Origin of the sequence: Christensenella massiliensis (genome assembly GCF_040409835.1) — a bacterium.
Lineage (GTDB): Bacteria > Bacillota > Clostridia > Christensenellales > Christensenellaceae > Christensenella > Christensenella massiliensis.
Window position 1 is genome coordinate 2127489 of record NZ_CP117826.1, and the last position, 25839, is coordinate 2153327.

Consider the following 25839-nt stretch of genomic DNA (forward strand, 5'->3'; position numbering starts at 1 on the left):
GAATATGGATAATAATATAGTACTGAAAATTCAGAATGTATCGAAGATATATCCGGGGGTAAAGGCACTGGATCGTATCAATATAGAATTAAAAAGAGGGGAAGTCAGAGCGCTGCTGGGAGAAAACGGAGCGGGAAAATCCACCTTGATCAAATGTGTGATGGGGGTAGAAAAGGCAGACGAAGGCGAAATTTTAGTAAACAGCGGCACAGGAGAATGGAAACAGCCCAAAAATGCAATAGATGCAAAAGAGTTGGGACTGTATGCCAATTATCAGCATGTCAACATTGCGCGTGAGCTAAGCGTGGCGGAAAACTATTTCATGGGAAAATTACCCAAGAATAAGGCAGGGGTGATTGACTGGAAGAAGGTATATTCCGACTCAGAAAAAGTACTTGAAAAATTTGAGATTGACGAGATCGACCCAAGGCAACCGATTCGCAGTCTTCCTGCTGCTTTGCAAGAAATGGTTACAATCAGCAAAATCTCTTTGAATGATAATATTCGCGTTGTTATCTTTGATGAACCAACAGCGCTGCTTGAAAATGATAAAGTAGAGATTCTTTATCAATATATACGTGAACTGAAAAAACAGAATGTAAGTATTATCTATATCTCCCATAGGCTAGAAGAGATATTTGAGATATGCGATAGTGTCACTGTATTAAAAGACGGAAAATTTGTAGGAACAAAGCGAATCGAAGAAGTTGATAAAAATTCTCTGGTAGAGATGATGGTTGGAAGAACGGTAGAAAATATATACAATATCAAACATTTCGAGCCGGGAAAAGAGCTGATTCGCATTGAAGGATTGACTAGGAAAAAGGAGTTTCAGGACATTTCCTTTCATGTGCGGGAAGGAGAAATATTGGGCTTTTTCGGGTTGATCGGAGCGGGACGATCCGAAGTGATGAAATGTCTTTTTGGAATCGAGTTGCCGGATAGCGGAAAGATATATGTTGACGGGAAAGAAACGGTAATTAAGTCGCCAAAGGATGCAATGAAAAATCGGATTGGATTAATACCGGAAGACAGACAGGTTGAAGGATTGGCCTTGGAACTCTCGGTCAAAATGAACATCAATATGTCGTCATATGACATGATCAGCCGGGCCGGAATTATCAATATTGCAAAAGAGACGGAGAGGGCAAACGATTTCGTGAAACGAGTAGGGGTCAAGACACCGAGTGTCGGGCAGCTTGTAAAAAATTTATCAGGGGGCAACCAACAAAAAGTTGTCGTCAGTAAGCTATTGTGCCGCGACCCGGAAATTTTCATATTTGACGAGCCAACAGTTGGAGTAGACGTCGGTGCAAAACAGGAAATTTACGCTATCATTGAAAAGCTCACCCGGAACGGAAAAGCCGTTATATTGATTTCTTCCTATCTTCCCGAGGTAATGGGCCTGTCAGACCGACTCATAATCATGTCTGAAGGCAAGATTGTTGGAGAAATGGATAACGAAGAGCTGAAGCAGGCGACAGAAAAAGATGTTATGGCCGTTGCGGCCAGTTAAGGAGGAGAAAGATGAAAGAGAAAGGACTTAGAGGGACGCGTATTACAAAGCATACTGAGTTTTCTTTAATATTGATTATCATTGCGCTGTTTATTATATTTGCAGCTTTTTCAGATTCATTTCTAACGGAATATAACATGATGAATCTTCTAAAACAGTGCTCGATCATTGGTGTTATTGCAATATGCGCGACCTTTGTCATTATAACGGGTGGAATAGATTTAAGCTGTGGTTCTGTCGTAGGGATGAGCTCACTGACTGCTGCATTATGTATGACACAATTTGAGTTTTCCATCCCGATGGCTGCTATACTAGCGATTTTAGTTGGAGGCGTTTGCGGACTATATAATGGTTTTATTATTCATGAATTTAAAGTTCCGCCGTTTATTGCAACTCTTGGCAGCATGACGATCATAAGAGGATTGATTAAAGTAATCAGTGAAGCCAAAACAATTGCCGGACTTCCGGAAGAATTTTCGGATTTTTCCAGTTCTTCGTTTTTGGGAATCCCAAACCTTACATGGGTGTGGGTCGCAGTAATTATCCTTGGCTTTTTTATTTTAAAATTTACGAGGTTCGGAAGAAATCTTTATGTGATTGGAAGCGGACAGGAAGTGGCGCGCCTCAGTGGTATTAACTTAAGATCAAATACGTATGCAGTTTATATAGTTGCCGGACTATTATGCGGGCTTGCTGGCGTGCTTCTCACGTCGAGATCAAACAGCTCGGTCCCAACGGCAGGGGAAGGGTATGAAATGAATGCAATCGCGGCAACTGTTATCGGAGGGGCGAGCCTTTCCGGAGCTAAGGGATCTGTCTGGGGAACGGTACTTGGTACTGTGCTTATGATGCTGGTAGATAACGGTGGAATACAAATCGGAATTGATCCGTTTATTATGGAAATAAGCTCGGGGGTATTGATTACAATTGCTGTTGTACTGGATCAATTCCGCAACAAAAAACAAGCCAACTAGAAGAGGAGAAAGCTTATGTTCAAATTTCCGGAAGGGACAGAACCAGCTCTGATCGAAAAGGTGCAGCGGGAAGCCCGGCGTTTTATGAAGAAATTGCACTGGGGGATCCAAGGACCGCTCAGTACCCAAGAACAAGTAGTAGAGACGATGAATCAGTTATTTGAAACAGGTTATGATTCAATGACATTTGATGTGGAGATGGTGCATGTCCCGTTTGTAAAAAAAATATTGGGAAATAGAATTGATATCCATGTAGCGGTATCTTATCCCATGGGAAGGATGCTACTGCAGCAAAAGCAGTATGATATCGATACCCTGTATGAAATGGGAGTCCAGGACGTATGTGTATGTTTAGACTGGCAGGCCATCTTCTCTGAGCGTTACGAAGATATACGCAAAGAAGCGGATGTTTTGATGCAGGATTATGGAAACAAATTTCATAAATTTGCATTGGTGATTCCGGCATCATTGATGGGGACAAAATCAATCTTAAACACCTGTGAAGCGTTGGATGATGCTGGAGTACAATCCATCAAAGTAAATCCGGGCGTTAATCTGCATGTTTCTTATGAAGAGGTTGCACTGATACAGCGTAATTTTCCGGACAGATTCGATGTTCATCCGGCAGGAGGCATTCGTACACTCGCTGAAGCGGAGCGCTTTTTTGAACTTGGATGTCATGTTGTACATTCCATTAAGGCGCTGGAAATATTGGATGCTTACATAAGAAAAACATATCAGAGATATATGAGGTTAAAACTGACATGAAAGACTATACAAAAATCATATATACGAATATCATGGATTATAGAGTTTCAGACGGAGACTGCAAACGATTGATTTATGAGGCCAAAATTAAGGGGATACCGGAAATCATATTATCACCGGCATCGCTTTGTACAGCAGAAGAACCTCTGGAAGTATATCCGGGAAGGACGGGAGTTGCGATCTCCTATCCGGCAGGCGCTTGCTATCCGAAAAATAAGGTATATGAGATAAAAACGATAATAGAACGGTTTCCATGGATCGATGCTTTCTATGTTGTTCCGGCCATGGGGTATTATTTAAGCGGAAAAGTTGAAGAGTGCGGTAAAGAGATTAAAATGCTCTCAGAAGCAGCGCAAGGGAAAAAGTTATACCTTATGCTGGAAGCAGCCAGTCTTACAACGGAACAAATTGAGCAGTATTATAAATTTGCTATGGAGAATCAAGTGCAAGGAATTGTTGTGGAAAGCGGCTTTGACAAATATGATCTTCCGGAAGCTACCCCCGAAACGGTGCGTAAAGTGGCCGAATGCTGTAAAGGAGCGCTTGAAATCATTGCGGTATGCAAGGATTTATGCGGGAATACCGCAGAAAGATTACTGGCGGCAGGAGCGACAGGAATACTTTTTTCGGGAATCAACTAAGAAGGCAGGAAGGATAATGAAGTATTTATTAGGAGTCAATATAGGATCGCAAAGTATACGGGTGCAGTTATATGATGAACGATTCAAGAATGTGGGGGGGATATCTGTTTCCCAAAAAATAGATTCCCCCCAACCATTGTGGGCAACACAAAATGCATCCGCATGGTGGCCGATTGTCAAAAAAAGCATTAAGGAACTACTGTATAAGGCAGGCATTTCGGGAGAAGATGTTTTTTCGGTAGGATGCGCTGCACATATGCATGGAGTAGTGCCGATCGGACGAGAAGGAAATTTGCTGCAGAAAGATATACAAATATATAGTGATAAGCGAACGATGAATATCGCGGATACACTTCGCCGTGCGCCGGATGCAGAAAGGTGGTACAAAATTGCCGGAAATATTCCGGTACCCAATTGGTTTGGAATAAAAATAAAGTGGATCAAAGAAAACCAACCGGAGATTTACGATAAAACAGAATGTTTTTTAACACCAAGCGGCTATTTAGCATACTTACTGACCGGCGAATACTCGATAGACCCTTCGGATGCATCAGGATCTTTTTTAATGGATAGCACAAAAGATGAATGGTCTGAAGAATTGATAGGAGCGCTAGGAATTGAAAAGGAGAAACTTCCACCTATTCGGCAGTCGGCAGAAGTACTCGGGACGATTCATCCTAAAGCTGCGGCAGAAACGGGGATCGGAAGAAAGGCAAAGGTCTTGTGTGGCGCTGGTGATATGCTATGCGCCCTCTATGTATCAGGATTAAGCAAGAAAAAGAGAGCAGTTGAATCTACAGGAACTGGATCAGTTCTGTGTGCATTTAATGCAAAGCCGGTTTTGGATCAACGTGTTATGAATTTGCGCAGTATTATGCCGGGATGGGTTTCTTTCGGAGAAAATGATTCATCCGGAATCGCGCTGCGCTGGCTGGGAAATATTCTGACGGCCTGCGGAACAGGGGCATTAGAATATAAGAAAGTAAATATGCTTGCGGAACAGAAAACAGCAGGGAACGATAAACTTTTCTTTCTTCCTTATCTTTTGGGAGAACGAACGATGGGAAGCTCCAAAGGAAAAGGCTGCTTTATTGGGATGACTCTGACAACGACCCCGGGGCAAATGCTGCGCGCGGTGATGGAAGGACAAGTATTTGATAATAAGCGCATACTTGATATTTTTACCGGACAGGGTTATGAGGTGGAGAGTATCTATGCAATTTGTGGCGGAGCTAAAAGCGACATATGGAACCAGATTCGCGCAGATATTTACAATAGACCGGTATATACATTGAAGGAAGAAGAATGCGAGGCTATGGGCGCAGCCCTTTTGGGAAGTGTAGAAGCAGGTCTGTTCGGAAATCTTAGTGAAGCGGCAGAGTTCGTTATGCAGGTGAGCAAGGAATATCTTCCGAGAAAGGATCAAACGGAACAGCTTGCGGAAAAGTATTGTAATTTTTTGGAATTGCACGATATATTACAAAAACCATTTGAGAACATCTTTTAAATACAGACAGGGGTATTTGCACTCTTCCGTAGAAGGTGGCGAGCATAACGCGGTCCAAAAAAAAATTTGCCGCTTTGCAGGCTTTGTATTGTCAGGCGGGGGGGAAGCGAATACAATAAAGTGTATAATCGGGAGGGTGTACGGATATGAAACGTTATGTGATTGCCCTTGACCAGGGAACGACCAGTTCCCGGTGTATCATTTTTGACCAGGAATGCAACATTATATGTGTAAAACAGCGTGAGTTTGCGCAGCATTTCCCGCGTGACGGCTGGGTGGAGCACGATCCGATGGAGATCGTATCCTCCCAGCTGGGCGTGCTTGAAGAAGCAGTGGACGCGGCGGGGATATCCCTTGATGACGCGGCGGGGATCGGCATCACGAATCAGCGGGAAACAACGGTCGTTTGGGAAAAGGAAACGGGAAAACCCATATACAACGCCATTGTCTGGCAATGCCGGAGAACGGCGGCGATCTGCGAGCAGCTCAAGAAGGACGGGCTCGAGAGCTATGTGAGGGAAACGACGGGTCTGGTGATAGACGCCTATTTTTCCGCGACAAAGGTGAAATGGATCCTCGACCATGTGGAGGGTGCGCGTGAGCGGGCGGAAAAAGGAGAATTGCTGTTCGGAACGGTGGATACGTGGCTGCTTTGGAACCTTACAAAAGGAAAGGTCCACGTGACGGATTATACCAACGCATCGCGCACCATGATGTTCAATATCAAAACGCTGGAGTGGGACGAGACGATTTTAAAGGCGCTCGAAATTCCGCGCCAAATGCTGCCCGAGGTGAAAAGCTCGAGCGAGCTTTACGGCTATGCGGAGGTCTACGGGAAGAGGATACCTGTTGCAGGCATCGCCGGAGACCAGCAGTCCGCCCTGTTCGGGCAGGCCTGCTTTGGAGCAGGACAGGCGAAGAATACCTACGGAACAGGCTGCTTTATGCTGATGAACACAGGCGAAAAGCTATGCTGCAGCAAAAACGGGCTCCTCACGACGATCGCCGCCGCACCCAAAGGAACGGTGCACTATGCGATCGAAGGAAGCGTATTTATGGGCGGCGCGGTCATCCAGTGGCTGCGGGACGAGATGCGCCTTTTGCCGAGCAGCGCAGACAGCGAATATTTCGCGCAGAAGGTTCCGGACAATGGGGGCGTCTATCTGGTTCCTGCGTTCACCGGGCTGGGAGCGCCCTACTGGGATATGTATGCGCGCGGCACGATCATCGGGCTGACGCGCGGCGCCCGGGCGGAGCACATCATCCGCGCGGCGCTCGAGTCGATCGCCTACCAAACAAAGGACGTGCTGGACGCGATGCAGGCGGATACAAAAATGAGGCTCGGACGGCTGAAGGTGGACGGCGGCGCGTCGGCAAATGATTTTCTGATGCAGTTTCAGGCGGATATCACGGATACGCCCGTCATGCGGCCGCAGGTGCGCGAGACGACAGCGCTCGGCGCGGCTTACCTTGCAGGGCTTGCGACCGGCGTATGGGAAAGCACGGAGGAGATCGCCGAAAAATGGACGCTGGACAGGCGCTTTACTCCCGCAATGCCGCCGGAAAAGCGGGAACATCTGATCGGGAATTGGTATAAAGCCGTAGGACGGGCAAAGGGCTGGCAGGACGCTGAATAAAGGCAGGAAAGGGAACGTATGAAACAGGCTTACGACGTGATCATCATTGGCGGAGGCATCACAGGCTGCGCGGCAGCTTACGAATGCTCCAAATACGATTTTAAAACGGTGCTTTTGGAAAAGGAGAACGACATTGCCTGCGGAAGCACCAAAGCGAACAGCGCGATCATACACGCAGGCTACGATCCGGAGCCGGGAACGCTGATGGCAAAATATAATGCGCGCGGAAACGAACTCGCGCACCGGCTGGCAAAAAAGCTGGATATCCCATTCCGGGAGACAGGGTCGCTCGTGCTGGCATTTTCAGAGGAAGAGGTGCGGGAGGTGCGCCGGCTGTTTGAAAACGGCGTACGGAACGGAGTGCCGGTGGAGATCATTCCGGGCGCAGAGGTCCTGCGGCGCGAGCCGAATATTTCCAAACAGGTAAAGTGCGCTCTTTGGGCGCCGACGGGAGCCATCATCAGCCCGTGGGAATTTGCAGCGGCACTGATCGAAACGGCGGTACGCAACAGTGTGGAATGCCGGCTTATGAGCCCGGTCAAACGGATCAACCGGCAGGACGGCCTGTTTGAGGTAACTGCGGGCGGCGAAAAATACCGCGCGAAATATATCGTAAACGCGGCGGGCCTGTATGCGGACAAAGTATATGAAATGGCGGGCGGACAGGGCCTGCATATCACGCCGGTGCGCGGAGAGTATTTTCTGTTCGATAAAACGATGGGCGGCCTTGTTTCCACCGTTGTGTTCCAATGCCCGACGAAGCTCGGCAAGGGTGTCGTTGTCGCTCCCACAGTGCATGGGAATCTGTACGCGGGGCCGGACAGCAAAACGGCGGACGCGCGGGACGATACGTCTACACACAGGAACGAGCTCGAATATATCCGGGAAATGGCCGTGAAGTCTGTTCCGACGATCGATTTTTCCCAGAATATCCGCAATTTCGCGGGGCTGCGCGCCGTAGCGGGGGAGGATTTCGTCGTCGGGGAATCGGCGGTCGAAAATTTTATCAATGCCGCGGGCATTAAATCTCCCGGGCTTTCTTCTGCGCCGGCGATCGCGGAGGATATCGTGCAGATACTCGGAAGGTGCGGGCTTGCCCTGCGCCGAAAGGAAACATTTCGGGGTGAACGCAGGGTGCTGCGCATGAACGAAATATCCTTTGAAGAACAGGATGCGCTGATTCGGGAGAACCCGTCGTACGGGCGCGTCGTGTGCCGCTGCCAGACGATCACGGAGGGAGAGATCATCGATATACTGCACCGTCCGGTCGTACCGCGCAGCATAGACGGTATCAAGCGGCGCTGTGCCGCCGGAATGGGGCGGTGTCAGGGAGGCTTCTGTGAGCCGCGTATCCACGACATCATGGCGCGGGAGCTCGGCGTTCCCATGAAAGATATCCTGCAGGATACGGAGGGGAGCTATATTGTGACCGGAGAAACAAAGGAGGACTGAGCGGAAAGCGCGGCCGGCGTTTTTCGGGCTGGAGGAAACGATGAAAAAATATGAGTACGATGTAGCGGTGATCGGTGCGGGCCCGGCAGGGCTTGCGGCGGCGCTCGAGGCAAGAAAAAACGGTGCGGAACGGGTCGCAGTTCTGGAACGTGACTTTGAAGCAGGCGGGATATTGAACCAATGTATCCACAACGGCTTTGGACTGCATTATTTCAAGGAAGAGCTGACGGGGCCTGAATATGCGGAGCGCTTTATCCGGGAGCTGCGGGAAACGGATATCGAGCTGAAGCTCAATACGATGGTGCTCAGCGTTTCGCAGAACAGGCATATCATAGCGGTCAATCCGCAGGAGGGCGTGCTCGGCATCGACGCGGGTGCGGTCATCCTTGCGATGGGCTGCCGTGAACGTCCGCGCGGCTCGCTCGGCATTCCGGGCACGCGCCCGGCGGGTATTTTTACGGCGGGTACGGCGCAGCGCTATGTGAATATGGAGGGCTGTATGGTGGGAAAAAAGGTCGTGATCCTCGGTTCCGGCGATATCGGCCTTATCATGGCGCGGCGTATGGTGCTCGAGGGAGCGCAGGTCATGGCTTGTGTGGAGCTGATGCCCTATTCGGCGGGGCTGCGGCGCAATATCGTGCAGTGCCTCGATGATTTCGATATCCCGCTCTATCTTTCCAGCACGATCACGGAGATTCGGGGCCGCCGCCGCGTGGAAAGCGTAGTGATCTCGCAGGTGGACAAGGACAGAAAGCCCATACCGGGCACGGAAAAGGAGATCGAATGCGATACGGTTCTGCTGTCGGTCGGCCTGATACCCGAAAACGAGCTGTCCAAAAACGCGGGCATAGAGCTCGATATGCGCACCAAAGGGCCGGTGGTCTATGAAAACATGGAAACGAGCGTACCGGGAATTTTCGCATGCGGCAATGTAGCGCAGGTGCACGATCTTGTGGATTTTGTAACGATGGAAAGCATACGGGCCGGGAAAGCGGCCGCGGAATACGCGGCGCATGGGGAGGAGCCGTCGCCCTGTTTTGAGCTGTTTGCAAGTAAAGGACTGGGATATATCCTGCCTCAGCGCGCACGTATGAACCGCATCGGGGATTTTCTGGACGTATTTTTCCGTGTAAATGATATTTACGAGGACGTCAGTATCGTCGTGAAGTCGAACGGAGGAGAGATCGCGCGTTTCCGGCGCGACTATGCGGCCCCGGGGGAAATGGAGAAAATACGGATACCCAAAAAGCTGCTGACCGGGAATGAAATAGAGGTTTCCCTGAAAGGAGGCGACCGGGAATGAAAGAATTTACGTGCATCGTATGCCCGAAGGGCTGCCGCATTTTTGCGGACGGAGATACGCTCACAGGAGCGGGCTGCGGCCGCGGCCTCGAGTATGTCCGGTCGGAAATGGAGAATCCGACCCGCATGGTCACATCAACGGTGCGGCTCGCTGGCTCACAGCTTCCGCGGCTGCCCGTCAAGACGAGCGCGCCTATCCCAAAAGAAATGATGCTGCGGGCAGCGGAGCTGCTCAATGATGTGACGGTGCAGGCGCCCGTGGAAAGCGGAGCAGTAATCGTAAAAAACATACTCGGCACGGGCGTAGATTTTATTGCGACGAAAAGCGTCGGGGAATAAAAGACAGACGGAACGCAGTTTTCGGCGCTTCGGTAAGGAGGAAGGTATGGCTTTTTTAAGTGAGGAGCTGACTTATCCGTCTGCGGACGGAAAAAGCGAAGTGTTTGCGCGCGTATGGCAAGACGATACGGTTCGGCCGGCGTTTATCCTGCAGATCTGCCATGGAATGTGCGAATATATCGACCGCTATGCGGAATTTGCGGAATATATCTGCACGCATGGGGGCGTCGTGTGCGGCAACGACCATTTGGGGCACGGGCGTACCAAGGAACAAAATGCGGACGGCGTTTACGGCTATTTCGCGGAGAAAGACGGGGAGAAATTGATCGTAGAAGACGCCTATTCCCTGACGAAGCTGGCGGGCGCGCGCTGGCCGGGGCTTCCGGTCGTGCTGATGGGGCACAGCATGGGAAGCATGGCGGCGCGGAGCTATATGGCAAAGCACGGGGAAGAGCCTGTGTGTGCCGTTTTCATGGGTACGTCGGGAGCAAATAAGCTTACGGGCATGATCCGTTTTCTTGCCAATATAGGCATGCTGTTTGGACGGGCGAAAAAACCCGCGAAGCTGCTTTCCCATCTTGCGTTCTCAAAATATAACGACCGGTATGACGACGTGCGTTCCAAAAACGACTGGCTCACGCGCGACAGGGAGCGTGTGGCAAAATATGATGCAGACCCGCGATGCACCTTTTTGTTTACCGACCGCGCGGCCTACGATTTTGCAAACCTTGTAGACGAGGTGTCGGGCGCACGGTGGGCGGCGCGTCTGCCTAAGGGAAAGCCCTATCTGCTCGTTTCCGGGGATATGGACCCGGTGGGAAATTACGGAGCGGGCGTAAAAGAGGTATACGAATGGATGGAAAAGGCAGGACTCGATGTGGAACTGAAGCTTTACGCCGGTGCGCGGCATGAGCTTCTGAACGAAATCGGCCGAAATGAAATTTTTGACGATTTGTTCGCATGGATACAAAAACGTATTTGAACGTTGTTTGTTCTGAAAAATATGAGATGTTTTGCCGGGCCATTCGTATTTAGGAATAACAGGAAAAAACAGGAGGGACGTTTCATGGAAGAAAATAAGGAGGTACGGAAAGAGCTGACCAATGCGGAGCTTGACAAAGCGGCGGGTGGCGCAATAGGCGGCCAGTTCGACGGCCTCGATATGGACGCGCTCATCGGCGGTCCGCTTCGGGCGGCGTGTGACGCGCAGGAGCAGCTTGCCCGTGCGACGGCAGAATTTATCAAACAGGTCGGCATGGAAACGGGCGGTCAAGACGGCAGAAAATGACAGCGGTGTCGCTGAAAGAGGCTGCATATCCAAAAGCTGATGAAAGACAGGCGTGAAAGCGTCTGTTTTTCTATGCAGAGAAGAGATATTTCTTCGCGGTAAGGTTGAAGAAAGCCGCAGAAACATGCTATAATGACATTTAATTGTGGAAGAATACGCGCACGGGCGCGAACGCTGACAGGAGGCTGTTATGGAAAAAAGTTTAAAGCTGGAGATTCTCGATATATTGGAAGACAACGCCAAAACAACGCCGGAGGAAATGTCGCTCATGCTGAATGTGGATGCCGGAACGATCGAAAAAACGGTAAAAGAGCTGGAGGATGAAAAGGCGATCATCAAATACAGCGCGCTCGTGAACCGTGAGGTCATCGACGAAGACGGCGACGCGGAAGCGCTGATCGAGGTGCAGATCACGCCGCAGCGCGATTACGGCTACGACGACCTTGCAAAGTGTATTTACCGCTTTGAGGAGGTGCGGGCGGTTTACCTTATGGCGGGAACGTACGACCTGTGTGTGCGCATCAAGAGCCGCAGCATGAAGGATATCTCAAAATTTGTGTTTGAAAAGCTCGCAGTCATCGACGGAGTCACGAACACGGTAACGGTATTCATCATGCGCAAATATAAAGAACAGGGCGTGGTACTGGTCGGCGAAGAAACAGATGAAAGATTGGTGGTCACCCCGTGAGAAGCTTTATTACCAAAACAGTAGCAAATATGCCGCCCTCGGGAATACGGAAGTTTTTCGATATTGCGAGCGAGATGAAGGATATCATCTCCCTTTCGGTGGGCGAGCCGGATTTCGTAACGCCATGGAACGTGCGGGAAGCTGCGATCGCGTCTATCGAGCGCGGATATACGCACTATACGTCCAATCACGGCAATCCGTCTCTGCGCAGGCTAATCACGCGTTACCTAAGGGAACGGTATCAAACAGAGTATGACTGGAAAACGCAGATCCTCGTGACAGTCGGAGCCAGCGAGGCGCTCGACCTTGCATTCCGCGCGGTGATCGAGCCGGGGGACGACATCCTTGTGCCTGCGCCGTCCTATGTTTCCTATATGCCGGGCGTCGCGTTTGCAGGCGGTACGGCTGTGCCGATCGAAACGAAAGAGTGCGACGACTTCACCGTTACGCCGGAAGCGCTTGAAGCGGCGATAACATCCAAAACAAAGGCGCTGATCCTGCCGTATCCCAATAACCCGACGGGCGCGGTCATGACGCAGAGCCAGCTCGCGGCGATTGCCCCCGTGATTGAAAAATATGACCTGTTTGTGATTTCAGATGAAATTTATTCGGAGCTGACCTACGGCGGGAACCATTGCTCGATCGCATCTTTTCCCGGGATGTATCCGCGGACAGTCGTTATCAACGGCTTTTCCAAGGCATTCGCCATGACGGGCTTCCGACTCGGATATGCGGCCGGCCCGGAGGACGTCATTGCGGCAATGCTCAAAATACACCAATATTTTATGCTGTGTGCGCCGACGGCCAGCCAGCATGCAGGAGAGGAAGCGCTGCGGCACGAACTCGATACGGGCTTTGCACAGGTGAATAAGATGGTATCGGACTATAACCGCCGCCGCACATTCGTCTATAATTCCTTTAAAAAGATGGGGCTCTCGTGCTTCGAGCCGCGGGGCGCGTTCTATGTGTTTCCCAATATTTCAGGAATGGGCATGACGTCCGAAGAATTTTGCTATAGACTGATCGACGAAAAGCATGTGGCATGCGTGCCGGGAACGGCGTTCGGCGAAGCGGGAGAGGGCTTCATGCGCTGCTCGTATGCCTCCTCTATGGAAAATCTGAAAGAAGCATTGAAAAGGATCGCGGAGTTTATAGACGAATGCAGGAAATAAAATTATTGACACTTGATATCGACGGAACGCTGATCGCAGATTTGGGGCTTCCGGTCTCTCCGCGCGATAAGGATGCCATCGAGCGCGCGCAGCAGGCGGGCGTATATGTCACGATCGCGACAGGCCGTATTTTCGAGACGGCCCGGCGGTGGGTCCATACGCTCTCGATCGACGGCCCGGTCATTTTATGCAATGGCGCGGATATCCGGGACGGCGAAAAATCGTGGTTCAGGGACAGCATGCCAAAGGAAGAAGCGAAAAAAATCATGGCTGCCTACTATGGAACAGAACAAAAACGTTATATTTTCAGCGATAATCAAATTTATTGTACGAAAGACGATTACTATCAAATGCTGTTCGATAAATGGGAGCAGGGCGAGGAAGGACATTTTCCCGTCGTGATCTGCGATACGGAAGAAGAAATGTACGCGGCCATGCCGGAATATGCGGAAAAAGTGCTGGTATGGGCGCCGCGCGGCGAGCTTGCGCCGGAGCTGAATCAAATCGCGCAGGGCTTTTCCGGAAGCTATAACGTTGTGCGCGGCGAGGCGCGCAACGTGGAATTCAATAAGCTCGGCGTTTCCAAGGGCTCGGGGCTCAAGCGGCTGGCGGAGCTCCTTCATATACCGATGGAGCAGACGATGGCCATAGGAGACGGCGGAAACGACGTGGAAATGCTGCGGTGTGCAGGAATTGGAGTGGCAATGGCAAACGCGATGGAAGAAGCAAAAGAGGCTGCGGACTATATGACCGGCAGCGCTGCGGATTGCGGCGTCGCACAGGCGATAGACAGGTTCGTTTTTGGAAAATAGACAATCAAAAAAAGCATCCATTGCGGGATGCTTTTTTTGATTGCTTCGCTTTAGATAATGGTATACATCATATCCGAAATGATGTCCATGATCTTATCATGACACTGGCCGCAGCCGGTAGAACAATGCGTCACCCGCTGGACATCGTCGAAAGCGGAAGTAACGTCCGTCATGCTTTTTGAGCTGCGCAGAGCGCTTTCGATATCTGCAAGCGTTACCTGTTTGCAGTTGCAGATCACTTTGTTTTCCGTTGCCATCGAAACCACCTCCCAATCGTTCTTCTATCCATTATATACCCTTTTTTATCCGGTGTATGCAAAAATTTTAGAAGGCTCCGTTTTTTATTCGGAAACAGACGGAGAAGGAGGCAGGACGGGTGCGGGAACGGGGGTCTGCTCTTCAGAAGCTTGTGTTCCGTGAGTAGCGGACGGGGCGGGCGTTGGCTCAGGAGTCATCGGCATTTCGGGCGTTGGGGCAGGCGTCGGCGCTGCGGCTCCCGTTCCCCGCCTGATCTTCGCGGGCTTGTTGTCGTACGTCTCTATGCTGAATTTCTCCGTTTTGACGAGATTCCCCTCCGCATCATAATAGTGCTCATAGGTCTGGTACTTTTTCCCGGTATGCTCCTTGATGATCATCTGCTCCGTTCCGGCGGGCAGGCTCGGATCGTCGATATACTGCACCTTGCCGCCCCCGAACGTACCGATCAGCTCGGAGGTAAACTCCCGCCGCAGGCCGTCCTCAAATCCGGGACCATAAATATCTACCTGTATCGTAGCCTCGTTTTGCCCGTCACAGGTCGCGACGATATAAACGGGTACGTCATAATTGTTGCGGATGATAAAATCAGGTGCATCAGTTGAGATCGTCGCATCGAGTCCGCCCGGTACATATTCGAGCGGCCATGAATGATGCGAACGGTCCACAACTTCTATTTCACTGCGCAGCACCGCACCGTATAAGGTAGAGGATACCTGACAAATACCGCCGCCCGCTTCCTCCTTATATTCGCCGTTCGAAATGCCCGGCGCACCTTTCCAGCCGCGGCTGTAGGTGCGCGGGCCTGCCTCTTCATTGATGGACCACGTTTCACCCGGCAAAATCTCTACACCGTTGATGATATCCGCCATCTTCCAGATATTATACCGCCTGCCGTAATCTGATGAACGGTAAGCCGTGCTGAATGTTCCCATCAATACAGGCTCCTGCCCTGCTGCGGGGGCGGCCTGCTGCGTCCTCCCGGGTGCAGAAAACGGTTCATACGCTCCGCGTTCTATCTGTTTTCTGATCTGTTCAACGAGCGCCTCCTGATCCACACGGAAAAAAGTTTCCGGTGTATTGGCGACGATCTTTCCGGAAGTTGTGAGCGCCTCCTCGCTGCGCGCGGTTTCGACGGAGTAAGAAGCTTCAGGCTGATTCCAGCCGGCGCTGTCGCGTGCGACCGCAGCCTCCAGCATACCGTCGTCTACAGATGTCTCTATAGGAAAGTTTCTGCCATCCCCTCCGTTTTTCATCGCGTGTGCAAGCGCGCTGTCAAGATCGAGAGAAACGCCGAGGCTGGCAAGAGAATGCGTATAAGGGGTATCGATCCCTTTTACGGTATACTCGATGTTATGCTCAAGCAGCCCTTCGGCGACGGGATGAACGGCATTTTTACCCTCATCAAACGTCATACCCCCTACGTTCACGCCGGCGACGAGTGTCCCTTCTGCAAAGCGGTCTCTGTCTGTGATGCCGGGATAGACCTCTGCCGCAGGCTGGCAGGCGGTCGTGAAGCATACGGCGGCAAACAGAACGGCGGCAGCGATACATAAGACCTTACTGCCCCGTCCGGTCCTCCGCCCGGCGAAAATGCTGCGGATCCTCCTCTCGGCGGTTTTACGGTTGGCGGGAACAGACATTCCAAGTACGGGCTGAGGACGGTCATGCCCGGCAAACATTTTGAGTATGGTATGCGCATAGGCTTTCTTTTTTTCCTGTGAAAGCGCGGCGGTCGCGATATTGTCGCAGGCGGCCTCCATATCTGTTTTTATGGGCCGCTGCATCAGCCAGACGACCGGATTGAACCAATAAACGGCGCGCAGGACAAGCATCAGCAAGCATACGAGATAGTCGCAGCGCTTGAAATGGACCAGCTCATGCCGTATGGAAAAATACATCTGTGCAGGAGCGTTTAGAAGAGAAAGCGGCAAAAGGAGCGTCGGATTCAGTGATGTGGTAAGCGCTGGAGAGGGAAAGGAGTCCTGCATCAAAACACGAAGCCTGCGCTTGATGCCAAGCTCACGCCGCACCTGATCGACCATACGCCTCACCTCGGGCGGCGGCAGTACGGAAGCATGCTTCAGCCGGAGGGAGAGGGAAATATGATCCTTTACCGTTTTTATAGTGAGTACGGCGATGCCGGACAGCCATACGGTAAACAGAATGACGCCGGGCCGAACCGGGGGGGCCGCCGCCGAACTGGGTGCCGTCTGTGTTGACGGCGCTTCGGCATCGCCGCTCGGCTCGCCCGCGTCTGCGGACTCAGTCGCCGCAGCTGCAGCGGAAGCCGGGGCGGTGTGCGAGATTGTTTCAGTCTGCGGCGCCTGCATACTTTCCATCCTTTCGGGCCTCGCGGAGGCGGTGGAGCCGGAAAGCTCATCGCCGGAGGCGGATGCAGCCGCCGCGGAGAAAGTGCTTTGCGGAAGCGTAAAAAAGCCTATCCCGCTTTCCACGGTAAAAGGAACCGCCGGCCGCGCAAGGAGCAGGAACCATACGAAATATTGCAGAGAAGGGGAAAACCGTTTTTGGAATATACGCTTCAAAAGAAGGACCAGCGCGAATAAAACGGCTGAATAAACGGTGACTTCAAGCAAAGCGGAAAAGATGTTCATTTTGAATCCCCCAGATGCTCGATCAGAGACCGCAGCTCGGCCTGGTCGGAGCTTGAGAGGCCGCTCTCTTCGATCATACATACGAGCAGGTCTTTTTTGCTGCGGGCGCTGACCTTTTTCAGAAGGCTGCGGCTTTCCGCGCGGATACAGTCTTCGCGGGGCACGAGCGGATAATAGAATTTATCGCGTCCCTTTGCCTCGAACCCGACGAAGCCCTTATCGCATAATTTTTTCAGATAGGAGGCATAGGTACGGTAACTCCAATCTACCGTTTCTCCCATAGCCTCGATCACGCCGGAAAGAGGCTGCGGATCTTTGCCCCAAAGTGCGTTCATTACCATCCATTCACTGTAAGTCAAAGTTTCCGTCATCTGCTTATTCTCCTTTTTTAAATGAAAGTAGTCAAAACACAGTCCTGTGACTATAAAAGCAAGCTTATGATTATAAGTATAATCATATAAGAGAGAATGTCAACAGAAAAGTAAAAATACTTTGGAAAACTGCGGAAAAGAGGCGAAAAATGGCATTGCCAAGCGAAAAACTTAAATTTTTATTTTACGGGATTTTTACATTGCGCCCACCTGCGTTTTACTTTATAATTATCATGGATTGATTTTGAGCTTATGGAGAAGGCTGGGTTAAAATGGCGATTCAAGTTGTTTTGGTGGAACCCGAGATCCCGCAGAATACGGGGAATATAGCGCGCACTTGTGTCGTCACGGGGAGCGTGCTTCATATCGTTGGCCCGATGGGCTTTTCGCTCGATGAAAAGCATGTCCGCCGGGCCGGGCTTGATTATTGGAAAGATCTTACTTTATATACATACGAATGCATAGAAGAACTATACCAAAAATACCCGAATGGGGATTTTTGGTATTTTTCTTCTAAGGTGCCCAGAAGCTTCCATGAAGCAGATTATTCAAGAGATTGTTTTCTGGTTTTTGGAAAAGAAACGGCCGGCCTGCCAAAAGAGCTGCTCGAACAAAATGAGAGCCGCTCCGTGCGCATCCCGATGCGCGGCGGGCAGAGGTGCCTGAACCTTTCCAACGCGGTATGCGTGGGCGTATATGAGGCGCTCCGGCAGAACGATTATTTTTCTTTGAAATGAAAATTTCTCAATGGGGGAACTTTATATGGATTTAGCGAGTATTTTGATGCTGGTCGGGGGGCTCGGGCTGTTCCTGTATGGAATGAAGCTGATGTCGGACGGTCTTGAAGCAGCTGCGGGCGATAAGCTGCGGACCGGGCTTGAACTTATGACCAAGAACCGTTTTGCCGCGCTGGGGCTCGGAACGGGCGTGACGGCTGTCATTCAAAGCTCGTCTGCGACAACAGTCATGGTCGTCGGGTTCGTGAATGCGGGCCTTATGTCGCTTACACAGGCGATCAATGTGGGGATCGGCGCCAATATCGGAACGACGGTAACGGCGCAGATCGTTGCGCTCAAGATCACGGAATTTGCGCCGATTGTGCTCTTTGCCGGCGTCCTCATCATGCTGTTTGTCAAAAAACGCTCGGTCCGGAGAATCGGGGAGATCATCGGGGGGCTCGGGATACTGCTGTTCGGCATGGAGCTGATGTCGGAGGCAGTCGCCCCCCTGAGGGATTACCAGCCTTTCGTCGATATGCTGGCCTCTTTCCAAAACCCGTGGCTCGGGCTTCTCGCAGGGCTTGCGGTGACGGCTGTCATCCAAAGCTCGTCCGCCACGATGGGGATCATTCAGGCCTTTGCCATGCAGGGGATCATGGGGCTCGATGCGGCGGTCTATGTCATTCTCGGCCTCAACATCGGAACGTGCGTCACAGCGATCCTCGCAAGCATCTCCGGAACCAAGACGGCAAAGCGTACGGCGATCGCTCTGCTGTTCTTCAACATTATCGGCGCGTTCATCTTTATGGCGGTCATGCAGTTCACGCCTCTTGTGGATTGGGTGAAATCGTGGACGCCGGGCGAGCCGGTCAAGCAGATGGCAAACTTCCATACCTTCTTTAATGTGGTATGCGCGTTCCTCTTCATCGGTTTCCCGCAGATATTGACGAAAATAGCCTGCTTCTTTGTGCGGGGCGAGGATAAGCAGCTGGAAGGAAAGAAACTGAAGTATATCGATAAAAATGCGGACAGCGCACCGGTCGTAGTCGGGCAGTCGATCGCAGAAGTGGCGCGGATGGAGCGGCTTTCCGGCGAAAACTTCGAATTGGCGGTCAAAAGCTTTCTTGAGCGGGACGAAAAGATGATCGATCAGGTAGGGGAAAACGAAAAGGTCGTTAATTATCTGAACCATGAGATCACAGACGCGCTCGCGAACGCCAGCCAGGCGGGACTTTCAGAAACGGATTCCCGCACGGTAACAGGGCTTCTGCATGCGATTATGGACATCGAGCGTATTTCGGATATTGCACAGAATATCGCAGATATCGCGGCGATCCGTCTGGATAAGAAAATCAAGATATCCAAAAAGGGCGCCGTCGAGATACAGTTCATGGCGGATAAGATCGCCGAATCGTTCCGCCTCCTGCGCGAAGCGCTCAAGGAAGGAAAGCTCGAGAGCGCCCAGCGGGTGATCGAGATCGAAGACGAGGTAGACCGCTATGAAATGAAGATCAAAAAGAACCATGTCAAGCGCCTTAAGAAAGGAGAATGCAGCGCGCAGGCCAGCACCGTTTTTACGGATGTGATAACCATGTGCGAGCGCGTTGCCGACCATGTGGCGAATATTGCGCAGATCTATCTGCGCGGAGAGCTTCAGTAGCGCTCTGCCGGCGCATGCGGCCCGGCGGATTCCGGGCTTGATTATTGGCGTTTTATTGATTAAAATAAAAGGGTATGTGAATAACGATTGAAAAAGGAGTAAAGGTCATGAAAAAAACGATTGAAGATATTGACGTACAGGGAAAAAAGGTGCTTGTGCGCGTTGATTTCAACGTGCCGCTGAATGAAAACGGGGAGATCACAGACGAGACGCGCATTCAGGCGGCTCTCCCGACGATCCAGTACCTGCTCGACAACGGCGCTAAGGTAATACTGATGTCTCACCTCGGACGTCCGAAGGGCGAGGTCAAGCCGGAGTTTTCCCTCGCTCCCGTCGCAAAGCGTTTGGGCGAGCTTTTGGATACCAAGGTCATTTTTGCGAAGGACTGCGTAGGCAAAGAAGCGCAGGAAGCAGTAGACTCTATGGAGGCAGGGCAGGTCGTTCTGCTTGAGAACCTCCGGTTCCATAAGGAAGAAACGGCAAACGACGCAGAGTTTGCGAAACAGCTTGCAAGCCTCGGCGATATTTTTGTTCTGGATGCGTTCGGAACGGCTCACCGCGCGCACGCTTCTACGGCGGGCGTAGCGGATTATCTTCCGGCTGTCGCAGGCTTCCTCATCGGAAAAGAGCTTTCCGTCATGGGCAAAGCGCTTGAAGACCCGGCGCGGCCGTTTATCGCAATTCTCGGCGGCGCAAAGGTTTCGGATAAGATCGGCGTGATCGAGAACCTGCTGAAAAAGGTGGACTGCCTGATTATCGGCGGCGGCATGGCGAATACGTTCGTTAAGGCGCAGGGCTATGAAATGGGCAAATCCCTTGTGGATGACGAAAGGCTCGACCTTGCGCGCGACTTGATGGATCAGGCAAAGAAGAAAGGCATCAAAATCATGCTTCCATCCGATTTCGTCGTGGCAAAGGAGTTCAAGGCGGACGCGGAAACGCAGATCGTAGCGGCGGAGAATATCCCGGCGGATGCGATGGCGCTCGATATCGGGCCGTCCACGCGTATCATCTTTGCAAATGAGATCAAACGCGCCAAGACGGTCATTTGGAACGGGCCGATGGGCGTTGCGGAAATGTCCGCGTTCGCAGGCGGCACGAAAGCCATCGCGGAAGCGCTGGCAGACTCATCGGCAATCACGATCATTGGCGGCGGCGACAGCGCGGCGGCGGTAAAAAAGCTTGGCTTTGCAGACAAGATGTCCCACATTTCTACGGGCGGCGGCGCGTCTCTGGAATTTTTGGAGGGCAAAGAACTGCCGGGCGTAGCGGCTCTGAACGACAAATAAGGCGCGTGCGGACGCGGCAGATTTCTGCGCCGCATTCCCTGCGCGTACTGGGAAGAACGATGGTGAAAGGACGGAGGCTCTCCGTCCTTTTCAAAAAGATCAATAATTTAAAAGGAGCGATTTTATATTATGAGAAAACCGATCATCGCGGGAAATTGGAAAATGAATAAAACGGCAAGCGAGGCAGTCAGCCTGATAAACGAGCTAAAGCCGCTCGTTGCGGACGCGGACGCGGACGTTGTCGTCTGCCCGCCCGCGGCGGACCTTGCCGCTGCTGCACAGGCACTGAAGGGCTCGAATATCGGCCTCGGCGCGCAAAATCTTGATTATCACGATTCCGGTGCGTTTACAGGTGAGGTCTCGGCGGATATGCTGCTCGACCTCGGCGTACAGTATGTCATCATCGGGCATTCCGAGCGCCGTGAATATTATGCGGAAACGGACGAAACTGTGAATCTGAAAGTGAAAAAGGCGCTGGAAAAGGGCCTTATCCCAATCGTGTGCGTGGGCGAGAAGCTTGAAGAACGCGAAAGCGGCGTAACGGCGGAGGTCGTACGCAAGCAGACGAAGCTGGCGCTCCTCGGCTTAGCGGAAAGTGAAGTAGCCAAGGTCGTCATCGCATACGAACCGATCTGGGCAATCGGTACGGGCAAGACCGCGACGGCGGACGATGCAAACGATACGATCAAAGAGATCCGCGCGGCGATCAGAGAAGTGTTTGGAGGAGCCGCGGACGAGGTAAGAATACAGTATGGCGGAAGCATGAACCCTAAAAATGCGTCTGAGCTTATGGCCATGAGCGATATCGACGGCGGACTCATCGGCGGCGCTTCCCTCAAAGCGGAAGATTTTTCCAAAGTAGTAAATTATTGATATACGGGGCCGTAGCCCCGTGTGTGGCGGCCGCGCCGCAGACAGCGGAGAGCGGCGGAAATGGTAAGGTGGATAAAAAATGGCATTTACAGCACTGATTATTATGGACGGCTTCGGCCTCACCGCACAAACGGAGGGGAACGCCATCTATGCAGAGGGAATACCGAATATCAAAAGGCTGACGGAGGAATATCCGAGCACGCAGCTCGGCGCGAGCGGTATGTCCGTGGGTCTTCCCGACGGACAAATGGGCAATTCTGAAGTCGGACATCTCAATATCGGCGCGGGGCGCATCGTCTATCAGGAGCTTACCCGCATCACAAAGTCGATTGCAGACGGAGACTTCTTCAGCAAGCAGGAGTTTCTGGATGCAGTCGGGAACGTAAAGAAAAACGGCAGCGCGCTTCACCTCATCGGGCTGATCTCGGACGGCGGCGTGCACAGCCATCAGGAGCATTTATATGCGCTCCTGAAGCTGGCGAAAGAAAACGGCGTCGGGGACAGGACATACATACATTGCCTGATGGATGGCCGCGACGTACCGCCGGACAGCGGAAAGTGTTTCATTGAACAGCTCGAGGCAAAAATCAAAGAGATCGGTGTGGGCAGGATCGCGACGGTCATGGGCCGTTACTATGCAATGGACCGGGATAACCGCTGGGAGCGTGTGGAGCTTGCCTATGACGCGATCGTAAAAGGAGAGGGCGTGAACGCGGCGGACGCAGCCGAGGCAATGCAGGCCTCCTACGACAAAAAGGAGTACGACGAGTTCGTAAAGCCCGTAGTCATCACGGAAAACGGCGAACCGGTCGCAAAGCTTAAGGCAAACGATTCGGTCATCTTTTTTAATTTCCGCCCGGACCGTGCGCGCGAACTGACGCGCAGCATCACACAGACGGATTTCGACGGCTTTGCGCACACCTATTTCCCCACCTTTTTCGTATGTATGACACAGTACGATAAGACGTTCGAGAACGTGCATGTGGCCTATAAGCCGCAGGTGCTCCGGAATACGTTGGGGGAATATCTTGCGAAAAAGGGCAAAAAGCAGTTCCGCATCGCGGAAACAGAGAAGTATGCGCATGTGACCTTCTTTTTTAACGGCGGCGTAGAACAGCCGAACGAGGGAGAGGACAGAGTGCTCATCCCGTCGCCGAAGGTCGCAACGTACGACCTCCAGCCGGAAATGAGCGCGCCGGAGGTATGCGCAAAGGCGGTGGAGCTGATCGAATTGCAGAAATACGACGTTATGATCCTCAATTTTGCGAACTGCGATATGGTGGGACATACGGGCGTGTTCGAAGCGGCAGTGAAAGCAGTAAAAGCAGTGGACGAATGCGTCGGAAAGGTCGTTGATGCGGTCCTTAAGGTGGGCGGCGAGGTGCTCATCACGGCCGACCATGGCAACGCAGAGATCATGGTAGACCCGGAAACAGGGGGCCCGTTCACGGCGCACAGCACGAACCCGGTTCCCTGCATTTTGGTGTCGAAGCAGCATCAGCTTGCTAAACTGCGGCAGGGCGGCATTCTTGCGGACCTTGCGCCGACGATGCTCGACCTGATGGGGCTTCCTCAGCCTGTTGAGATGGAAGGAAAAAGCCTGCTTGAAAAGTAAACGGAAGGCTGCCCCGGTATTTGCCGGGGCAGCTTTTTTGATTTTGTCAAAATAGATTCGGTTGTGTGATACGAAAAGTGCAGGAATGGCACTTTCTATATGAATGACAGACGAAGCCCCCGCACCGGACGAAAAAATCCGTTCGGCGCGGTTTTTCTTGCCAAAAATAATTTTTTGTTGTGGATAAAAGCGGATATATATATTATAATGAGTTTAAGCGTAACCTATCAAAAAACAAGGGGGTCTTTACCATGATACAATTGATTTATGCAAAAAAGGGCAGTGGGAAAACAAAAAGACTGATCGATCTTGCGAACGCGGAGCTGAATTCCACAAAGGGAGACGTCGTTTTTATCGATGACGACAAGCGTTATATGTATGACGTGGCGCATCAGGCGCGTTTTGTGGATGTAAAGGATTTTGGGATCGATTCCGGAGACGCCCTTTACGGCATGCTGTGCGGTATGGTTTCCCAAAACTATGACATAGAGGCGGTATTCATCGACGCATTTCTGAAGATCGTAAAAAAGGACGTTACGGAGCTGAAAGACCTGATCGAAAAAATTCAGGCGCTGACCGAAAAGAATGATTTCAAAGCGGTCATTATCATCAGCGCGGATCCGGCGCAGGCCCCGGACTTCCTCAAAGAGTACATCATCTGAGGAAACGCGTTTTTTGATGCGGGCGCTTGCCGCGCCCGGCGCTGACAGGAGAGAATTGCGTTAAGCCGCAAGGCTTAAGGCGGACAGTACCGAGTAAATGCGGCTTGCAGGCACACCGCCTGCAAACAGGCTTCGTATGGACTTGCGGCTGTCCGCTTTTCACGTTTTATTATGGAGGAGAACAAGAAAAAATGCAGGTTTTGAGCACACGCGGAAAAATGAACGCCATTCCCGCCACACAGGCGGTGCTTCAGGGCATCGCCGCAGATGGAGGGCTTTTCGTTCCCGAAACGTTTCCCGAGATCGACCTCGAGGAGATGAAGGCATACGCGGCGCATGAGTATGATATCCTTGCGGCACGGGTGCTTCAATATTTTTTTGATATGGATGAGGCCGCGCTTGCGGAAATCACCCAGCAGGCTTACGGAACGTTCGACGATTCCCGGGTCGTTCCCATAAAGGAGCTTTCCCCGGCGGAATACGTGATGGAACTGACGCACGGGCCTACGCTTGCGTTTAAAGATATGGCGCTTCAGGTGCTGCCGCGGCTTATCCGCAGGGCGCTCGATATCCATAAACAAGAGGAGAATGTGCTGATTTTGACTGCGACCTCCGGAGATACGGGAAAAGCGGCCCTCGAAGGCTTCCGGGACGTGCCGCGGACGGCGATCGAGGTTTTCTATCCGGCGGACGGCGTGGCAACGATGCAAAAGCTGCAAATGGTCACGCAGGAGGGAGGCAATGTCGCGGTGTGCGGCGTACAGGGGAATTTTGACGATGCGCAGACGGGCGTAAAGGCGCTGTTTGCAGATGAAACGTTGAAGGCATTCCTGAAAAAAGCGGGCTATACGTTCTCATCCGCGAATTCGATCAACTTCGGGCGGCTCATTCCGCAGGTGGCATATTATATCTATGCGTACGCCAAGCTTGCGGCGGACGGAAAGATAGCGGACGGGGAAGAGATCAATTTTGTCGTGCCGACGGGGAACTTCGGAAACATTCTCGCCGGCTATTATGCAAAGCGCATGGGGCTCCCGGTGAAAAAGCTGATATGCGCCTCGAACGGAAACAACGTGCTGACGGACTTTTTCAACAAGAGCGTTTACGACGCGAACCGTCCGTTCCACAAAACGATGTCGCCGTCCATGGATATTCTCATCTCCAGCAACCTTGAGCGGCTGCTGTTTGAGGTCACAGGCCGAGACGACGCGCAGGTACGCGCGTGGATGGAGGCGCTGAAGACGAGCGGGAAATATGAGATACCGCAGGAAACGCAGGCGCAGCTTAAGGGAACGTTCTGGGCGGATTTTGCGAGCGAGGAGGAAACCGCGCAGACGATCCGTGAAACGTTCGGAACGCACGGCTATCTGATCGATCCGCACACGGCTGTCGCCAAGTGCGTAGAAGAAAAATACAGGCGGGAAACGGGAGACGATGCGGTATGCGTCGTCGTGTCTACGGCGAACCCCTATAAATTTACGCAGGATGTGCTGCGCTGCATATCCGGGCAGGATGAAGACGATGCATTCCGCGCTGCGCAGCTGCTTGCGCAGGCGACGGGAACGGAGATCCCGCCGCAGATCGCGGACCTTCAGGAAAAACCGGTGCTCCACCCCGACGTCGTAGGGCGCACGGAGCTCAAGAGCGCGGTAGAAGTATTTATCGAACGAATGGGAGAATAAGA

The 25839-nt window shown here is 52.0% G+C and carries 23 protein-coding genes and 1 pseudogene; 21 read left to right on the forward strand and 3 right to left on the reverse strand.

The window, feature by feature from the left end:
- Positions 1-4: 4 nt before the first annotated feature.
- The 14 genes and pseudogenes from PUP29_RS10450 to PUP29_RS10515 all read left to right on the forward strand — a co-directional run bounded on the left by PUP29_RS10450 (position 5) and on the right by PUP29_RS10515 (position 14096).
- Complete coding sequence (locus PUP29_RS10450; RefSeq protein WP_079545967.1) at positions 5-1516, forward strand: sugar ABC transporter ATP-binding protein; 1512 nt, start codon at positions 5-7, stop codon at positions 1514-1516.
- Between the two features lie 11 nt (positions 1517-1527).
- Entirely contained in the window at positions 1528-2490 is a 963-nt protein-coding gene (locus tag PUP29_RS10455; RefSeq protein WP_079545965.1) for an ABC transporter permease, read from the forward strand.
- Positions 2491-2505: 15 nt separating this feature from the next.
- Positions 2506-3258: a hypothetical protein gene (locus PUP29_RS10460; protein ID WP_079545963.1), complete on the forward strand. Its 753-nt coding sequence runs from the start codon at positions 2506-2508 to the stop codon at positions 3256-3258.
- On the forward strand, positions 3255-3899 hold the full coding sequence (locus PUP29_RS10465) for a hypothetical protein (protein ID WP_353423242.1): 645 nt from the start codon (positions 3255-3257) through the stop codon (positions 3897-3899). Before PUP29_RS10460 ends, PUP29_RS10465 begins: the two co-directional genes overlap by 4 nt.
- A gap of 16 nt (positions 3900-3915) precedes the next feature.
- Complete coding sequence (locus tag PUP29_RS10470) at positions 3916-5406, forward strand: xylulokinase (protein ID WP_353423243.1); 1491 nt, start codon at positions 3916-3918, stop codon at positions 5404-5406.
- 146 nt (positions 5407-5552) lie between these two features.
- Entirely contained in the window at positions 5553-7043 is a 1491-nt protein-coding gene (glpK, locus tag PUP29_RS10475) for a glycerol kinase GlpK (protein WP_079545960.1), read from the forward strand.
- A gap of 18 nt (positions 7044-7061) precedes the next feature.
- Positions 7062-8495, forward strand: a complete 1434-nt coding sequence (locus PUP29_RS10480) for an NAD(P)/FAD-dependent oxidoreductase (protein WP_079545958.1) — start codon at positions 7062-7064, stop codon at positions 8493-8495.
- Between the two features lie 40 nt (positions 8496-8535).
- A complete protein-coding gene (locus tag PUP29_RS10485; RefSeq protein ID WP_353423246.1) occupies positions 8536-9798 on the forward strand; it encodes an NAD(P)/FAD-dependent oxidoreductase in 1263 nt (420 codons plus the stop codon).
- A complete protein-coding gene (locus tag PUP29_RS10490) occupies positions 9795-10136 on the forward strand; it encodes a DUF1667 domain-containing protein (RefSeq protein WP_353423248.1) in 342 nt (113 codons plus the stop codon). The genes PUP29_RS10485 and PUP29_RS10490 overlap by 4 nt, the downstream gene beginning before the upstream one ends.
- 46 nt (positions 10137-10182) lie before the next feature.
- Positions 10183-11118: an alpha/beta fold hydrolase gene (locus tag PUP29_RS10495; RefSeq protein WP_353423250.1), complete on the forward strand. Its 936-nt coding sequence runs from the start codon at positions 10183-10185 to the stop codon at positions 11116-11118.
- A gap of 180 nt (positions 11119-11298) precedes the next feature.
- Positions 11299-11412: pseudogene (locus PUP29_RS10500) on the forward strand (DUF2589 domain-containing protein); the annotation flags it as partial.
- A 202-nt stretch (positions 11413-11614) separates the two neighbouring features.
- Entirely contained in the window at positions 11615-12112 is a 498-nt protein-coding gene (locus PUP29_RS10505; protein WP_353423252.1) for an Lrp/AsnC family transcriptional regulator, read from the forward strand.
- Entirely contained in the window at positions 12109-13284 is a 1176-nt protein-coding gene (locus tag PUP29_RS10510) for an aminotransferase class I/II-fold pyridoxal phosphate-dependent enzyme (protein WP_079545948.1), read from the forward strand. Before PUP29_RS10505 ends, PUP29_RS10510 begins: the two co-directional genes overlap by 4 nt.
- On the forward strand, positions 13272-14096 hold the full coding sequence (locus tag PUP29_RS10515; RefSeq protein WP_079545946.1) for a Cof-type HAD-IIB family hydrolase: 825 nt from the start codon (positions 13272-13274) through the stop codon (positions 14094-14096). The genes PUP29_RS10510 and PUP29_RS10515 overlap by 13 nt, the downstream gene beginning before the upstream one ends.
- 50 nt (positions 14097-14146) lie before the next feature.
- Here PUP29_RS10515 and PUP29_RS10520 read toward each other — a convergent pair whose 3' ends face one another.
- The 3 genes from PUP29_RS10520 to PUP29_RS10530 all read right to left on the reverse strand — a co-directional run bounded on the left by PUP29_RS10520 (position 14147) and on the right by PUP29_RS10530 (position 17337).
- Positions 14147-14353 carry a (2Fe-2S)-binding protein gene (locus tag PUP29_RS10520; protein WP_079545944.1) on the reverse strand — a complete coding sequence of 69 codons (207 nt, stop codon included), beginning with the start codon at positions 14351-14353 and terminating at the stop codon, positions 14147-14149.
- An 84-nt stretch (positions 14354-14437) separates the two neighbouring features.
- Positions 14438-16966 (reverse strand): M56 family metallopeptidase, encoded by a 2529-nt coding sequence (locus PUP29_RS10525; RefSeq protein ID WP_353423254.1) that lies wholly within the window; start codon positions 16964-16966, stop codon positions 14438-14440.
- Complete coding sequence (locus PUP29_RS10530) at positions 16963-17337, reverse strand: BlaI/MecI/CopY family transcriptional regulator (protein WP_079545941.1); 375 nt, start codon at positions 17335-17337, stop codon at positions 16963-16965. The genes PUP29_RS10525 and PUP29_RS10530 overlap by 4 nt, the downstream gene beginning before the upstream one ends.
- 272 nt (positions 17338-17609) lie before the next feature.
- On the opposite strand from PUP29_RS10530, the gene PUP29_RS10535 reads away from it, so the two are divergent.
- The 7 genes from PUP29_RS10535 to thrC all read left to right on the forward strand — a co-directional run bounded on the left by PUP29_RS10535 (position 17610) and on the right by thrC (position 25837).
- Positions 17610-18074: a tRNA (cytidine(34)-2'-O)-methyltransferase gene (locus PUP29_RS10535; protein WP_079545939.1), complete on the forward strand. Its 465-nt coding sequence runs from the start codon at positions 17610-17612 to the stop codon at positions 18072-18074.
- Between the two features lie 25 nt (positions 18075-18099).
- A complete protein-coding gene (locus PUP29_RS10540) occupies positions 18100-19716 on the forward strand; it encodes a Na/Pi cotransporter family protein (RefSeq protein ID WP_353423256.1) in 1617 nt (538 codons plus the stop codon).
- Positions 19717-19823: 107 nt separating this feature from the next.
- Entirely contained in the window at positions 19824-21005 is a 1182-nt protein-coding gene (locus PUP29_RS10545; protein WP_079545935.1) for a phosphoglycerate kinase, read from the forward strand.
- A 129-nt stretch (positions 21006-21134) separates the two neighbouring features.
- Positions 21135-21878 carry a triose-phosphate isomerase gene (tpiA, locus tag PUP29_RS10550; RefSeq protein ID WP_079545934.1) on the forward strand — a complete coding sequence of 248 codons (744 nt, stop codon included), beginning with the start codon at positions 21135-21137 and terminating at the stop codon, positions 21876-21878.
- Between the two features lie 79 nt (positions 21879-21957).
- Positions 21958-23493 carry a 2,3-bisphosphoglycerate-independent phosphoglycerate mutase gene (gpmI, locus tag PUP29_RS10555; protein WP_079545932.1) on the forward strand — a complete coding sequence of 512 codons (1536 nt, stop codon included), beginning with the start codon at positions 21958-21960 and terminating at the stop codon, positions 23491-23493.
- 251 nt (positions 23494-23744) lie between these two features.
- On the forward strand, positions 23745-24155 hold the full coding sequence (locus tag PUP29_RS10560) for a hypothetical protein (RefSeq protein ID WP_079545930.1): 411 nt from the start codon (positions 23745-23747) through the stop codon (positions 24153-24155).
- A 191-nt stretch (positions 24156-24346) separates the two neighbouring features.
- Positions 24347-25837 (forward strand): threonine synthase, encoded by a 1491-nt coding sequence (gene thrC, locus PUP29_RS10565; protein WP_079547783.1) that lies wholly within the window; start codon positions 24347-24349, stop codon positions 25835-25837.
- Positions 25838-25839 lie beyond the last annotated feature (2 nt).